The following is a 13,893-nucleotide window of genomic DNA, read 5'->3' on the forward strand; positions in this document are numbered from 1 at the left end:
CATGGTAGTATTCTAAAAGGATTGCCTTATAAAGGCAAATAACTATGATACATATTAGGAGTGACAATTATGGAAAAAACATTTTTAATGGTAAAGCCTGACGGCGTTCAACGTAATTTAATCGGTGAAATCGTTTCTCGTTTCGAAAAGAAAGGCTTCCTATTAGCTGGAGCAAAATTAATGGTTATCTCTCAGGAATTAGCTGAGCAACATTACGGAGAGCACAAAGAACGTCCTTTCTTCGGTGAATTAGTGGACTTCATCACTTCAGGCCCTGTTTTCGCAATGGTTTGGGAAGGTGAAAACGTAATTGCAACTGCTCGTCAAATGATGGGTGCTACTAATCCTAAAGATGCTGCAGCAGCTACAATTCGTGGCGACTTCGCAGTTACTGTAGGCAAAAACATCATTCACGGATCAGACTCAGCTGAAAGCGCTGCACGTGAAATTGGTTTATTCTTCAAAGAAGAAGAACTAGTTGAGTATTCAAAAATCGCTAACGAATGGGTTTACTAATTAGGTAGGTAAGAATATAAAAGCGGGTTTTGTCGAATGATTCGACAGAACCCGCTTTTTTTGTATCTTTGCAGTTATTGAAATTAAAGGCGTAAAGCGGCATTATTATTTAAAGAATCCCAAGCCCACTCCGATATAAAGAGAAGAACGACATAAATCAATAAGTTCGGGGGAGTCACAGCAATGCCTCAAGAATATGAAGAGTTTATTCGCAATATTAAAGTGTTGACAGGCATTGATTTGTCATTGTACAAGGAAGGGCAAATGAAACGTCGTCTCACCTCTCTGTATGAGAAAAGAGGGTATCAATCATTCCGGGAATATTTTAAAGACATTCAGTCCAATTCTAAAGTATTAAATGAGTTTTTAGACAGAATGACGATTAATGTTTCGGAATTTTATCGGAATGCGAAGAGATGGGAAGTTTTAGAGAAAAAAGTCCTGCCTTCCCTCTTAGCCAGCAAAAAAAAATTAAAAATATGGAGTGCTGCCTGTTCAACCGGTGAAGAGCCATATACAATTGCGATGATTTTATCGAATCTTGTTCCATTAAGCCAAATTGAAATATTGGCAACGGATTTAGATGAAAACGTAATTGCCCGGGCGAAAATAGGGGTGTATCCTGAGCGTTCTTTGAATGAAGTGCCAGATGATATAAAGAACAAGCACTTTAAAAAAGAAGATGATTTTTATCGTGTTGAAGATGAAATTAAGCGAACAGTCACCTTTAAGAAACATAATCTACTTGCAGATCGATTTGAACAGGGTTTTGACTTAGTCGTCTGTCGAAATGTCTTGATTTATTTTACTGAAGACGCAAAGTGTCTTTTATATGATAAATTCAGTGCATCTTTGAAAAGTGGTGGTGTCTTTTTTGTGGGGAGTACAGAACAGATTTTTAATCCGGGAAAATATGAATTTGAAACCATAGACACATTCTTTTATAAGAAAAAGTAAATAGATTTACAGTATAGAGGGCTGAATGGAACATTCAGTTCTCTTTTCTATATACGTTATTGGACTAAAGGGCCGTTTTTGGTAAGCTGAGAGAGAAGATGGGGGTGAAATGTTAGCTTGGGAAAGATTAAACTATATCGAAATTGTTTGAGAACATGTAAAATAATAAAAGAAAAGTGTTGAAATATAAAGAAATATTGATTTTGCTTTAACTGTATTCCCACTTTTCATAAAATTGTGTTATATTGATACATAAATCCTTTAAAGTGCTAAAAGGGGGCAGGAAAATGAGATATTTAACAGCGGGAGAATCACATGGTCCGCAGCTAACTACTATTATTGAAGGTTTACCAGCGGGTATGCCAATTACAAATGAGGATATTAACAAAGATTTGGGTCGCCGGCAAAAAGGGCATGGCCGAGGAAGAAGAATGCAGATTGAAAAGGATCAAGCCTTCATATCTTCTGGAATCAGACATGGTTACACGTTGGGATCACCGATCGCATTGGTAGTCGAGAATGACGATTGGAAGCATTGGACCAAGATCATGGGAAGTGAAGGTCTATCAGAGGAAGAAGCTGAAGAGATCAAACGCAAAATTACGCGTCCACGTCCAGGTCATGCAGACTTGAATGGTGGCATTAAATACGGTCATCGTGATTTACGGAACGTTTTGGAGCGCTCATCAGCCCGCGAAACGACCGTGCGTGTGGCAGCAGGTGCAGTAGCTAAAAAATTACTGGCTTTGTTAGGAATTGAAGTGGCATCACATGTACTTGAAATCGGTGGTATAAAGGCTGATCCTCCTCAATATGAGTCGATTCAGCAGTTACAGCATGTGACGGAAGAATCTTCAGTCAGATGTTTTGATAAGAATGTCGAGCAACAAATGAAGGATGCCATTGATGATGCTAAACAAAAGGGAGATTCAATCGGCGGCGTTGTGGAAGTCATTGTTGAAGGAATGCCAGTGGGCGTTGGAAGCTATGTTCATTATGACCGTAAACTCGATGCTAAGCTTGCAGCGGCAATTATGAGCATTAACGCTTTTAAAGGTGTCGAGATAGGTATAGGATTCGAAGCGGCTCATCGATTCGGTAGTGATGTTCATGATGAGATAGCTTGGGACAAGGATAAGGGCTACTATCGGAAAACGAATCGCCTGGGTGGTTTTGAAGGCGGGATGACGACTGGTATGCCGATTGTTGTACGTGGTGTCATGAAGCCAATTCCGACATTATATAAACCGTTGAAAAGCGTTGATATCGATACTAAGGAAGTATTTGAAGCAAGTGTGGAGCGCTCTGATAGCTGTGCTGTGCCAGCTGCAGCCGTGGTTGCCGAGGCAGTAGTGGCCTGGGAACTTGCGACGGCAATCGTGGAACAATTTCCTTCAGACCGCTTTGATCGATTGGAAGAATACATAAATTCTTATCGGGAAGAAGTAAAGGAGTTTTAACGATGGAATCCATACAAATTAAAACGGCTTCCAAGCAATACCCGGTTGTAATAGGCAAGAATGCGATTCATGAATTATCCGATTTCATTTCCAATGAATATAGTCATGTAAGCAAGATTTTAATCATTACGGATGAAAAAGTAGCAGAATTGCATTTACAGACAGTCAAAAGCGCTTTAATTAAGACGGGAAAACCGGTGTTGCACCATGTTGTTCCGGAAGGGGAGCATGCTAAGACATTTGACGTATTTTACGAGTGCCAGAGCTACGCCTTATCCCAACGACTTAATCGGAAGTCAATGATTATTGCTCTTGGCGGTGGTGCAGTCGGCGACCTAGCTGGATTTGTTGCGGCCACTTTTATGAGGGGAATCCCGTTTATCCAGATCCCGACGACTTTACTTGCGCATGATAGTGCTGTTGGTGGCAAGGTTGCCATCAACCATCCACTAGGAAAAAATATGGTTGGTGCCTTTCACCAGCCTGAAGCGGTCTTTTATGACCTTGAATTTTTACATACGCTTCCATTACAAGAGTTACGTTCGGGTTTTGCCGAAGTAATTAAGCATTCCTTGATTGCTGATGAAGACTTTTACCGATGGTTAAGGTTGAATATTGTGGATCTCACCAATGTAACGGATGAACAATTTCTAATCATGATTACAAAAGGGATAAGCATAAAAGCATCCATCGTAGAAAAGGACGAAAAAGAAACGGGTATCCGTGCCTATTTAAATTTTGGTCATACACTTGGTCATGCTATTGAAGGCTCTATGGGATATGGTAACTTTACTCATGGCGAATCCATTTTAATAGGAATGGTCTACGCCCTGAAATTAAGTCAGAAGAAACAGGATCTGGATTTTAACCTTAACGAGTTCATACAATGGGTTTCCTCTTTAGGTTATCAAACAACTATACCTCAGCAGCTTGAAAAAGAAGTATTGCTCCATTTGATGAAAACTGATAAAAAGTCCGTCCATGGCGGTGCTACATTTGTCTTGCTAAAACAATTGGGTTCTCCTGTGTTAATGGATATGGAAGATTCGCTACTGTTAGAAGAAATGACTGATTTAATGTGATTGAAGAATGGGGGAATCGTGTGTGATTAGAGGAATAAGGGGCGCAACAACCGTAGAAAATGACACAGAATCAGAAGTGATTTCTGCTGTTGAACTACTGTTGGAAGAAATTATTCGAAAAAACGATATTGAACCTGAAATGGTTGCCTCCGTATTTTTTTCTGCAACGGATGATATACGCTCCGTCTTCCCTGCCAAAGCCCTCAGGAAATTTGAAGGGTGGACATATGTACCGGTCACTTGTATGCAAGAAATTCCTGTGATAAATTCTTTGCCTTCCTGTATAAGAGTGATGCTTCATGTAGAGACGACGAAATCGCAGAGCGATATTGAGCATGTATATCAAGCGGGTGCCACTGTTTTGAGGCCGGATTTAACTAAAAAATTAGAATTCAAGAAAAAAGATATGGTATAATATTTGTACACTTTGTTGCTTTAAAGTAGTAAAAATAGGGGTGAATGATATGAAATGGAATGAAGCGGTCCTTTCCTTGAAATCTTATCAACCGGGAAAATCAACCGATGAAGTGAAGAAAATGTATGGTCTTGAAAAAATAGTGAAACTTGCTTCAAATGAAAATCCGTTTGGGTGTTCCGAAAAAGTTAAAGATAGCATAAAAAATGCAAGCCATTCTTTCGCTATTTACCCTGACGGATATGCAACCTCGCTTAGAGAGGCCGTTGCTATACATACAGGTGTTAAAGAGACACAACTTATTTTTGGGAATGGATCAGATGAGAATATTCAAATAATATCAAGGAGTTTGCTTGGAGCGGGAAAAAACACTGTTATGGCTACGGGGACTTTTTCACAGTATCGACATAATGCCACCCTTGAAGGGGCGGAAATTAGAGAAGTGCCGCACATTGACGGAGCTCATGACCTAGAAGGTATGCTTAATGCTATTGATGAAAACACATCTGTTATTTGGATCTGTACACCTAATAATCCGACAGGAAAATACATTCCCGAACCTGATTTAATTGCATTCCTCGAAAAAGTTCCGGAAGATGTACTTGTTGTTTTAGATGAAGCCTATAGTGAATATGCAGTGGCTGAGGATTATCCGAGAACCAATCAATGGATCAATAAATATAAGAATCTGATCATACTTCGAACATTTTCAAAAATATACGGTCTTGCCAGCTTTAGAGTTGGATACGGATTGGCTGATGAAGACATTATCCAGAAGCTTGATCCATCGCGTGAACCATTCAATGTGAATACATTCGGACAAAAGATTGCCGTCGTGGCATTAGAGGACCAGGCCTTCATAGAAAAATGTAGGACGGAAAACCAAAAAGGTCTACAACAGTATTATGAGTTTTGTGAATCGGAAAATCTCTCATATTATCCATCTCAGGGTAATTTTATTTTCATTCATTTCAATCATGACGCTGATGCAGTATTTCAGTTTTTATTGGAGCGGGGATATATCGCAAGATCAGGTAAGTCATTCGGTTTCCCAAATAGCGTCCGTGTGACGATTGGGTCGACGGAGGAAAATGAAGGAATGATCCGTGCTATTAAATCATTCTTGACTGAAGTAAGTTTGCCTTCTAATTCAATACATTAATTTCATCTAGGTTAGAGGACTAAAGGAGCGGGGGAGAGAAGAGTGAAAGGAAAGGTTTTCGTAATTGGCCTCGGACTAATTGGTGGATCGTTGGCCATGGCTATCCGCCATGCTCATCCTGACGCTGTAATTGTTGGTTATGATTTAAACGAAAAGAATTTACAACTAGCCACCTTATTAGGAATCATTGATGATTCCGTATCTTCTCTTGAAGCTGGCGCCTGTGATGCCGATTTAATCTTAATGGCGGTCCCAGTCAATGAAACGGTCCGGACTTTAGCGAAATTAGCTCATCTGGACTTGAAAAGGGATGTTATCATATCGGATGCTGCAAGTACGAAAACAACCGTTGTGAAAGCGGCCAGCAGCTTGATCGATAGAGGTTACACCTTCATAGGCGGCCATCCAATGGCTGGTTCCCACAAGAGTGGAGCGGGCGCAGCCAAATTGCACTTATTTGAGCACGCGTTCTATTTACTTACTCCAGAGGAACATGTCGAAAAAGAAAGAATAGAGCAGTTAAAACAATGGTTAAGTGGCACAAGAGCTAATTTTTTGGTAGTCTCACCTGATACCCACGACCGAATTACAGGAGTCATCAGTCATTTTCCACATATCATCGCCTCAGGGCTTGTCAAACAGGCGGAAGTATACAGTCAGGAAAATGAGCTGATTTCAAGGCTTGCTGCAGGAGGCTTTCGTGATATTACTAGAATAGCTTCCAGTAATCCCGAAATGTGGCGTGATATTTTATTACATAACCGTGAAGTGCTATTAGTGTTGATGAATGATTGGTTAAGGGAAATGGAAAATATCAAAGAGCTTGTAGCCAATGAAGATAGCGAAGGAATTTTTCGTTTCTTTACTGATGCCAAGGTATACAGGGATGACTTACCGACCAATATGAAAGGTGCCATTCCGGCGTTTTATGATTTATATATTGATATACCAGATTACTCAGGGGTCATTTCAGAGATTACTGGTTATTTGGCACAGGAAGGAATCAGCATAACGAATATACGAATCATCGAAACAAGGGAAGAAATATATGGCGTACTAGTAATCAGCTTCCAGACAGAGGAAGACCGTATTAAAGCTGCTGATTGTGTGGCGAGGCATACTGATTATGAAACGATTCTGGCATAAAATAATACATGGATGAAGGATGGTTGTATGAAGACAAAAAGGTTGCCAACGAACATTCAATCTTTGCGTGGAACGATCGCTGTACCGGGGGATAAGTCTATCTCCCATCGATCGATTATGTTTGGAGCTCTAGCAGAAGGGGTTACGGAGGTTACTAATTTTTTACCTGGTGCGGATTGCTTAAGTACAATCTCCTGTTTCAAGCAGCTTGGCGTGAACATAGAACAAGAGGGTCAGCTAGTCCGGATAGAGGGAAAAGGATTCAATGGGTTGACCGAGCCTCGTGAAGTCCTGGATGTCGGAAATTCTGGAACCACGATTAGATTGATGCTAGGTATCTTGGCTGGACAAGACTTTTCTGCAGTCCTCGCTGGCGACTCCTCCATCGCTAAACGGCCGATGACAAGAGTGGTGAATCCCCTCCGTGAGATGGGAGCGCTCATAGACGGACGTAAAGACGGCGAATACACGCCCCTTTCCATAAGGGGAGGGCAATTACACGGGGTTCGCTATCAATTGCCTGTAGCTAGTGCCCAGGTCAAATCTGCCATTATCCTTGCGGGGCTACAAGCTGAAGGAGAAACGATCATCGTGGAGCCGGAAGCGACACGGGACCATACTGAACGGATGATCCAACAGTTTGGCGGAAAAATCGAAAAAGACGGTCAAACGATTAAAGTGAGGGGCAATCAGTTGTTCAAAGGAACGACTATACATGTGCCTGGCGATATTTCTTCGGCTGCATTCTTTATGGTAGCTGCAGCGATTACAAAAAATAGTGAAGTTGTTTTGAAAAACGTAGGCCTTAATCCCACAAGAACAGGCATTATTGAAGTGATGAAGGCCATGGGAGCGGATATAACGGTCGATTTACATTCTGGAGAAGGTGAACCCGCAGGAGACGTTACTGTACGGAGCTCCCAATTAAAAGGGACGACGATCAGTGGTGATTTGATTCCTCGTTTAATTGACGAGATTCCGGTCATTGCTCTCCTAGCCACTCAAGCGGAAGGTATTACATCAATCAAGGATGCTAGTGAGTTAAAGGTAAAAGAGACGAACCGGATAGACACGGTGGCCAATGAGCTTAAAATCCTGGGAGCGGATATAACGCCTACTGCAGATGGATTGATTATTTGTGGGCGTAAATCCCTTCAGGGAGGGACGGTCACGAGTCATGGAGATCACCGCATTGGAATGATGCTTGCAATAGCGGCATTAATTACTAATGGGGATGTTCAACTGGAAGACCCAGGAGCCATTGATGTTTCGTATCCGGAATTTTTTGACCATTTAACATACTTGATTAAGTGAATTGAAAAAAGTTTGCAGATATTTTGGTGCTGCAAACTTTTTTTATTTTTTTGTTTTTTGCTCCTATCCCTTTGTAAGCGTTGTCAAAATAACGTTTTATGAAATATAACGGTGGGGACTGATGATAAAGGTCCGATTAATCAAAAAGGAGATTCTCCTTTCCATGGAGAATTAGATAGTAACCTTTTTTTATGAAGAATGGGGGGAACTACATCAATGGAATTACCGGGCTGCAGTATGGTAAACTAAATATTACTGTTTTTACTAAACATCTTCACGATCCGTTTCATCCTTTTTATGATAGGAAAGTTGACGTTTTGCGTGATGTTGTTTGTCTAGAGACTAAGTTTATGCAAAAGGAAGGAAGCAGCTATGAATATAGTAGAACAAGTTATTCAGTATTTAAAAAAAGGGGAATTAACAGAAGCTCTTAAACATATAAATCGAATTAAATCATCAGAGTCGGCAGAGGACATCTTATTGTTGGCTGAGGAAATGTTCCAACTTGGGTTTGTCGAGGAAGCTAAGGATCTTTTTGAGCATCTACTGGCACTGTATCCAGACGAGGGCGAGTTGATTGTTTCTTTAGCAGAAATCCTTATCGATATGGATCAAGAAGATGAAGCCATGCTGATGCTTGAAAAAGTCAGCCCGGAAGATGAGGTCTATCCAAGTGCCCTATTACTAGAAGCAGACCTTTATCAATTACAGGGGATGAGCGAGGTCAGTGAAAGGAAATTGTTGCAGGCTAAGGAATTATTGCCGGATGAGATCATCATTGATTTTGCACTAGCTGAACTATTTTATCATCAAGGAAGAGACCAGGATGCCATTGCAAATTACATAAAGGTATTAGAACGGGAACATGAAATTGCAGGGGTGAACGTCAATCAGCGTCTTGCGGAAGCGTTGAGTAGTTCGGGGAAATTCGAGGAGGCCCTTCCTTACTTCGAGAAGGCCTTAGATGGTAGCGTCGAAATCAATACGCTATTTGAATACGCCTTTACTGCCTTCCAAGCTGGTCTATATGAAACTGCCGTGCGCAAGTTTATCGAACTGAAGGAAATAGACCATGAGTACCATTCCCTCTACTTATACTTAGCAAAAAGCTATGAACATCTAGAGGATCTTGATAAGGCTTTGAATACGGTTAAGGAAGGCATCAAGGCAGATGAGTTCAATAAGGAACTATATTTCTTCGGTGGTAAAATTGCCTTGAAAAGCGGTTTGGAGGATGAAGCGGAAAACCTATTCAAAGAGGCTTTGGCAATCGATCCCGGCTACTTAGAAGCTGCCCTTACCCTACTGAAGCTCTATATGCATAATGAAAGGTATGAAGATATTTTAGAATGCATTGGTGAGGTAAGGAGATATGGCGAGGATGATCCACAGTTTGAATGGATAGCTGCTGTCTGTTATCAAAAAACAGAGCAATATAAAGAGTCATTAACCAGCTATGGTAAAGCATATAATTCTTTCAGAGACAATCCGGATTTTCTGGAGGATTACGGTTTCTTTTTAATTGAAGAAGGAGACAGCGCTACTGCTAGAGAAGTATTTAACAAGCTGCTCGTAATAAATCCGGCAAATGATGAATATGCGATGATTTTGGAACGTTTAGGTGAAAGTTCAGGGCTATAAAAAAAATAGTAAGACAGAGGAGGGAATTCATGGTGGCTACCCCTGTTTCTGTAAATGAGAAAAAGGATTTTATTCGGTGGTTTTTAAATCATTATCAACTTAAAAGAAGAGAATGTGTTTGGATTTTAAATTATCTAATGAGTCACGACCAATTAATGAAAAAGGTCCATTTTGTAGAGAATGCACAATATTGTCCCCGTGGTCTTATCATGTCTACCCATTGTGTGGAGGAAGTGCCTTTCAGATTTTATAAATCCAATATCATGACAACCGATGCAGAGAAATCTTTTCATGATATTCGATTGAATCGGGATGAGGATATCTATATCCAGCTAAATTTCAAATCAGCTTATTCGTCTTATCAATACGCCGCAGTATTGGAAAATAACCCGTTCATGCCAAAATCAACAGCCGCTAATGAAAAAGATCAGCTACTTGCTGAGCAGTTTTTAGAGAAGAGTATGCTTCATTTCGAGAGAGACCGAATACTCAAGGCAATCGATGAAGCGTTGGATAAACATGATGAACAAGCTTTTAAGGATTTAACGGAACAACTCAATCAACTAAAAGTACTGGGATAAATTGCAAAGACCTTTCCTGAAGCAGGAAAGGTTTTTTATTTTTATTTTTTTAAAAAATATGGTTAAAAACTACATTTTTATGAATACTAGGGGTATATGGTAAAGATATTACGATAAATGGTACAATGAAAAGGAGTTGATTCGATAAAGTGGGAGTGGAGTAAAGAATATGAAGTGGTCAGCAAAAGAATTGGATATGTATATCCATGCAAAAGAGTTTGTGGATACGGCATTAATACCATTGGTTCCCCTCTCTTTTGGAGAACAAATGAAACAGTCCGGTTCGAATAACGAATTCATTACTATTTTGAGTATGGAAATCGAAAAGCAAATGAAGGGCAGAATGCTTTTAATGCCAACATTTCACTACTTAAGTGATGAGGAGGACAAGCTTTCCATTCTAAAGCGTTGGTCTGAAAAACTGGAAGCAAACAACTTTAAGCATGTATTTTTCCTTACATCGGATATCGAGTGGAAAAAGAATGAATTGGAATTGGAGCATCATTTGGTTTGGATTCCTGCCATCCCGCTTGAAAATTTAGAAAATGCCCAAGCTAGGGCTATGATTAGCCAACAAGTCAATCAAATTCTAGACATATTTACTCATTACTGGAAAAGCTAATAAAATAAGGGTTTTTTTCATTTTTTGACACATAGTTGCCACCTTTTGGGTTTTACAAATATTGACCTTGGGAAATTATTGATATATCATGGAAATGTCCTAGTTTTATAGTGTTGCTATTTAGTGGTCCAATGGGCTCTCAATATAGTAATAGAGGGGGGGAAAACGCATGAGCAAACATAATGTTTCACGACGTCAATTCCTTAATTACACACTTACTGGCGTTGGTGGATTTATGGCGGCCGGTATGTTGATGCCTATGGTTAGGTTTGCAATTGATCCAGTACTATCAGCTGATAAAGGCGGGGATTACATTGCAACTAAGCAGAAGGTAAGCGAACTGACTACAGAACCAGTCCGAGTTGATTTTAGCTTTAAGCAGGTCGACGGGTGGTATGAGTCTGAAGAAACAAACACAGCTTGGGTTTATAAAACGGATGATGGGAAGTTAGTTGCACTATCTCCAATTTGTAAGCATTTAGGTTGTACGGTAGCGTGGAATACGGATAAATCTAATCCAAACCAGTTCTTCTGTCCTTGTCATTATGGCAGGTACACGAAAGATGGCATGAACGTGAAAGGGACACCACCGATTTCACCTTTGGATGTCTTTGACACGAAAGAAAAAGACGGAATTCTTTATTTAGGTCAACTAAAACCGCACGGGGAGGCGTAAACATTGCTAACAAAGTTATATGACTGGGTGGACGAGCGTTTAGACATTACGCCGTTATGGCGGGATATTGCTGACCATGAGGTTCCGGAACATGTTAACCCTGCGCATCATTTTTCTGCATTCGTATATTGTTTTGGTGGGTTAACTTTCTTTATCACGGTCATTCAAATTTTGTCAGGTATGTTCTTGACGATGTATTATGTACCCGATATCAAGAATGCTTGGGAATCGGTTTATTATTTACAAAACGAAGTGGCCTTCGGTCAAATTGTCCGTGGCATGCATCACTGGGGAGCAAGTCTAGTTATCGTTATGATGTTCTTACATACTCTTCGTGTCTTCTTCCAGGGAGCTTACAAAAAACCGCGCGAATTGAACTGGATGGTTGGCGTATTAATCTTCTTTATTATGCTGGCATTGGGTTTAACAGGATACTTATTACCATGGGATATGAAAGCGCTATTTGCAACAAAAGTTACACTGACCATTGTCGAATCGGTACCTTTAATGGGACCGGCACTTAAGACATTGATAGCAGGAGACCCAACAATCGTTGGTGCACAGACATTGACTCGATTCTTCGCGATTCATGTATTCTTCCTTCCTGCGGCATTATTTGCATTATTGGCGGCTCATTTCTTAATGATTCGTAAGCAAGGTATTTCAGGTCCACTATAAAAGAATATGGAACAAGAATCATAAAAACCTTTTCATAAAGGAGGGGATCATTCAATGCATCGTGGGAAAGGTATGAAATTCGTAGGCGACTCGCGTATTTCTGCGAACCGTAAACCGAATATTCCGAAAGATTATTCTGAATATCCTGGGAAAACTGAAGCATTTTGGCCGAATTTCCTTTTAAAGGAATGGATGGTCGGAGCAGTATTTTTAGTTGGCTATTTATGCTTGACAGTTGCACATCCGTCCCCATTGGAAAGGATAGCCGATCCGACAGATACAGCGTACATTCCGCTGCCTGACTGGTATTTTCTATTCCTTTACCAATTACTTAAGTATACCTATGCTTCAGGTCCGTACAATGCAATTGGAGCCATGGTTATACCAGGTTTAGCTTTTGGAGCATTGCTTCTGGCACCGTTTTTAGATCGCGGTCCTGAGCGTAGTCCAGCTAAACGCCCATTTGCTGTAGGGTTTATGTTATTAGCTATTGCTGGAGTGTTTTATTTAACATGGGAATCGGCGGCCCATCACGATTGGGAAGCTTCTAAAAAGCAAGGGGCCATCGTAGAAGGTGCTGACATCGATAAAGATAGCGATGGTTATAAGCTTATGGATTCAAGCGGATGTATAAGCTGTCATGGAGCAGAATTGACAGGTGGGGCAGGAGCACCTAGCTTGATTGACACCGGTTTAACTCCAGAAGAAGTTTCTAAAATTGCTGTCAAAGGTCAAGGGGCGATGCCAGCTGGTATGTTCAAAGGTTCTGATGAAGAATTGAAGACATTGGCTGAATTCGTTTCTGGTTTATCAGCAAAATAAATGAATTCAGGTAGCATTATTTCGCTACTGTTGAATAAAATGGCTGACAACTCCGTTGTCAGTCATTTTTATTGAATGGCAATTTAAAAGAAAAACTTGGATTTGGAGGATAGAATCTGTAATATGAATATATAGAGAATGCGAGGGAAAAGTGGATGAATGTGATTTATAGTTGGTTTGCGCATCGGCAAGTACTTGTTTTATTGTTAATAGTGAATGTATTCGGAACGGCATATGGATATTATTGGTATGGTTATCAATTAGCTGAAACACCTGCTATCTTTTTACCATTTGTACCTGATAGCCCAACGGCTTCTTTGTTTTTTTCACTTGTATTAGTAGGATTTCTACTCAAGAAAAACTTTGGTTTCATGGAAGCCTTGGCAATCATGACTTTATTCAAATATGGTATTTGGGCCGTTGTGATGAACGTACTTACTTTATTGACGACCGGTACATTGCCAATAGAAGGCTATATGTTAATGGCATCCCATTTAGGGATGGCAATTCAGGGGATATTATACGCACCATTTTACAGAATAAAACCTTGGCATTTAATTGTGGCCGGAATCTGGACCATACATAATGATATAATCGATTACGTTTTTAAGATGATGCCCAGCTATCGTGATTTATTTGAGTATATGGATATGATTGGTTATTTCACGTTTTGGCTCAGTATATTGTCCATTTTCGTTGCTTGGTATTTCGGATACAGAAAAGGGAGATTTACGCTTTCTTTCATAAAGTAAAAATGACCTTGTTCATAATTAAATGGGCAAGGTTATTTTTTTATCATGAACATGGTCTACTCATGTTTT

Annotated in this window: 15 protein-coding genes; all 15 read left to right on the forward strand. The window is 40.2% G+C overall.

Features of this window, described 5'->3' with window-relative positions; translation table 11 throughout:
- The first annotated feature begins 69 nt into the window (after positions 1 to 69).
- The 15 genes from ndk (at position 70) to lhaT (ending at position 13,824) form a co-directional block, all read left to right on the forward strand.
- On the forward strand, positions 70 to 516 hold the full coding sequence (ndk, locus tag ACIQXQ_RS08735; protein ID WP_402869169.1) for a nucleoside-diphosphate kinase: 447 nt from the start codon (positions 70 to 72) through the stop codon (positions 514 to 516).
- Positions 517 to 699: 183 nt separating this feature from the next.
- Positions 700 to 1,473, forward strand: coding sequence for a CheR family methyltransferase (locus tag ACIQXQ_RS08740; RefSeq protein WP_402956692.1), 774 nt, complete (start codon positions 700 to 702; stop codon positions 1,471 to 1,473).
- A 287-nt stretch (positions 1,474 to 1,760) separates the two neighbouring features.
- Positions 1,761 to 2,933, forward strand: coding sequence for a chorismate synthase (aroC, locus tag ACIQXQ_RS08745; RefSeq protein ID WP_402869166.1), 1,173 nt, complete (start codon positions 1,761 to 1,763; stop codon positions 2,931 to 2,933).
- A gap of 2 nt (positions 2,934 to 2,935) precedes the next feature.
- Positions 2,936 to 4,015, forward strand: coding sequence for a 3-dehydroquinate synthase (aroB, locus tag ACIQXQ_RS08750; protein WP_402956694.1), 1,080 nt, complete (start codon positions 2,936 to 2,938; stop codon positions 4,013 to 4,015).
- A gap of 22 nt (positions 4,016 to 4,037) precedes the next feature.
- Complete coding sequence (aroH, locus tag ACIQXQ_RS08755) at positions 4,038 to 4,430, forward strand: chorismate mutase (RefSeq protein ID WP_402956696.1); 393 nt, start codon at positions 4,038 to 4,040, stop codon at positions 4,428 to 4,430.
- A gap of 49 nt (positions 4,431 to 4,479) precedes the next feature.
- The gene (hisC, locus tag ACIQXQ_RS08760) at positions 4,480 to 5,592 is read left to right on the forward strand and encodes a histidinol-phosphate transaminase (protein ID WP_402869160.1); all 1,113 of its coding nucleotides are present in this window, start codon (positions 4,480 to 4,482) and stop codon (positions 5,590 to 5,592) included.
- A 42-nt stretch (positions 5,593 to 5,634) separates the two neighbouring features.
- The gene (locus ACIQXQ_RS08765; protein ID WP_402956698.1) at positions 5,635 to 6,738 is read left to right on the forward strand and encodes a prephenate dehydrogenase; all 1,104 of its coding nucleotides are present in this window, start codon (positions 5,635 to 5,637) and stop codon (positions 6,736 to 6,738) included.
- Between the two features lie 27 nt (positions 6,739 to 6,765).
- The gene (aroA, locus tag ACIQXQ_RS08770; RefSeq protein WP_402956700.1) at positions 6,766 to 8,052 is read left to right on the forward strand and encodes a 3-phosphoshikimate 1-carboxyvinyltransferase; all 1,287 of its coding nucleotides are present in this window, start codon (positions 6,766 to 6,768) and stop codon (positions 8,050 to 8,052) included.
- Between the two features lie 372 nt (positions 8,053 to 8,424).
- Complete coding sequence (locus ACIQXQ_RS08775) at positions 8,425 to 9,693, forward strand: tetratricopeptide repeat protein (protein WP_402956702.1); 1,269 nt, start codon at positions 8,425 to 8,427, stop codon at positions 9,691 to 9,693.
- Positions 9,694 to 9,722: 29 nt separating this feature from the next.
- Positions 9,723 to 10,274 carry a ReoY family proteolytic degradation factor gene (locus tag ACIQXQ_RS08780; protein ID WP_402869153.1) on the forward strand — a complete coding sequence of 184 codons (552 nt, stop codon included), beginning with the start codon at positions 9,723 to 9,725 and terminating at the stop codon, positions 10,272 to 10,274.
- Positions 10,275 to 10,443: 169 nt separating this feature from the next.
- A complete protein-coding gene (locus ACIQXQ_RS08785) occupies positions 10,444 to 10,896 on the forward strand; it encodes a YpiF family protein (protein ID WP_402869151.1) in 453 nt (150 codons plus the stop codon).
- 169 nt (positions 10,897 to 11,065) lie between these two features.
- The gene (locus ACIQXQ_RS08790) at positions 11,066 to 11,572 is read left to right on the forward strand and encodes a QcrA and Rieske domain-containing protein (protein WP_402869149.1); all 507 of its coding nucleotides are present in this window, start codon (positions 11,066 to 11,068) and stop codon (positions 11,570 to 11,572) included.
- A 3-nt stretch (positions 11,573 to 11,575) separates the two neighbouring features.
- Positions 11,576 to 12,250, forward strand: a complete 675-nt coding sequence (gene qcrB / locus ACIQXQ_RS08795) for a menaquinol-cytochrome c reductase cytochrome b subunit (RefSeq protein WP_034307974.1) — start codon at positions 11,576 to 11,578, stop codon at positions 12,248 to 12,250.
- Between the two features lie 54 nt (positions 12,251 to 12,304).
- A complete protein-coding gene (locus ACIQXQ_RS08800) occupies positions 12,305 to 13,072 on the forward strand; it encodes a menaquinol-cytochrome c reductase cytochrome b/c subunit (RefSeq protein WP_402869148.1) in 768 nt (255 codons plus the stop codon).
- Positions 13,073 to 13,227: 155 nt separating this feature from the next.
- Positions 13,228 to 13,824 carry a lipoprotein heptaprenylglyceryl N-acetyltransferase LhaT gene (gene lhaT, locus ACIQXQ_RS08805; protein ID WP_402869146.1) on the forward strand — a complete coding sequence of 199 codons (597 nt, stop codon included), beginning with the start codon at positions 13,228 to 13,230 and terminating at the stop codon, positions 13,822 to 13,824.
- The last annotated feature ends 69 nt before the right edge of the window (positions 13,825 to 13,893 follow it).

This window comes from Peribacillus sp. NPDC097198 (assembly GCF_044762055.1).
In the GTDB taxonomy this organism is placed as follows: Bacteria; Bacillota; Bacilli; order Bacillales; family DSM-1321; genus Peribacillus.

What these genes read in the sequence shown, in the direction of transcription:
- aroC (WP_402869166.1), top strand. Translation starts at nt 1,761, where the DNA reads ATGAGATATTTAACAGCGGGAGAATCACATGGTCCGCAGCTAACTACT.
- aroB (WP_402956694.1), top strand. Translation starts at nt 2,936, where the DNA reads ATGGAATCCATACAAATTAAAACGGCTTCCAAGCAATACCCGGTTGTA.
- lhaT (WP_402869146.1), top strand. Translation starts at nt 13,228, where the DNA reads ATGAATGTGATTTATAGTTGGTTTGCGCATCGGCAAGTACTTGTTTTA.
- ACIQXQ_RS08800 (WP_402869148.1), top strand. Translation starts at nt 12,305, where the DNA reads ATGCATCGTGGGAAAGGTATGAAATTCGTAGGCGACTCGCGTATTTCT.
- ACIQXQ_RS08785 (WP_402869151.1), top strand. Translation starts at nt 10,444, where the DNA reads ATGAAGTGGTCAGCAAAAGAATTGGATATGTATATCCATGCAAAAGAG.
- ACIQXQ_RS08780 (WP_402869153.1), top strand. Translation starts at nt 9,723, where the DNA reads ATGGTGGCTACCCCTGTTTCTGTAAATGAGAAAAAGGATTTTATTCGG.
- aroA (WP_402956700.1), top strand. Translation starts at nt 6,766, where the DNA reads ATGAAGACAAAAAGGTTGCCAACGAACATTCAATCTTTGCGTGGAACG.
- ndk (WP_402869169.1), top strand. Translation starts at nt 70, where the DNA reads ATGGAAAAAACATTTTTAATGGTAAAGCCTGACGGCGTTCAACGTAAT.
- ACIQXQ_RS08740 (WP_402956692.1), top strand. Translation starts at nt 700, where the DNA reads ATGCCTCAAGAATATGAAGAGTTTATTCGCAATATTAAAGTGTTGACA.
- ACIQXQ_RS08790 (WP_402869149.1), top strand. Translation starts at nt 11,066, where the DNA reads ATGAGCAAACATAATGTTTCACGACGTCAATTCCTTAATTACACACTT.
- hisC (WP_402869160.1), top strand. Translation starts at nt 4,480, where the DNA reads ATGAAATGGAATGAAGCGGTCCTTTCCTTGAAATCTTATCAACCGGGA.
- ACIQXQ_RS08775 (WP_402956702.1), top strand. Translation starts at nt 8,425, where the DNA reads ATGAATATAGTAGAACAAGTTATTCAGTATTTAAAAAAAGGGGAATTA.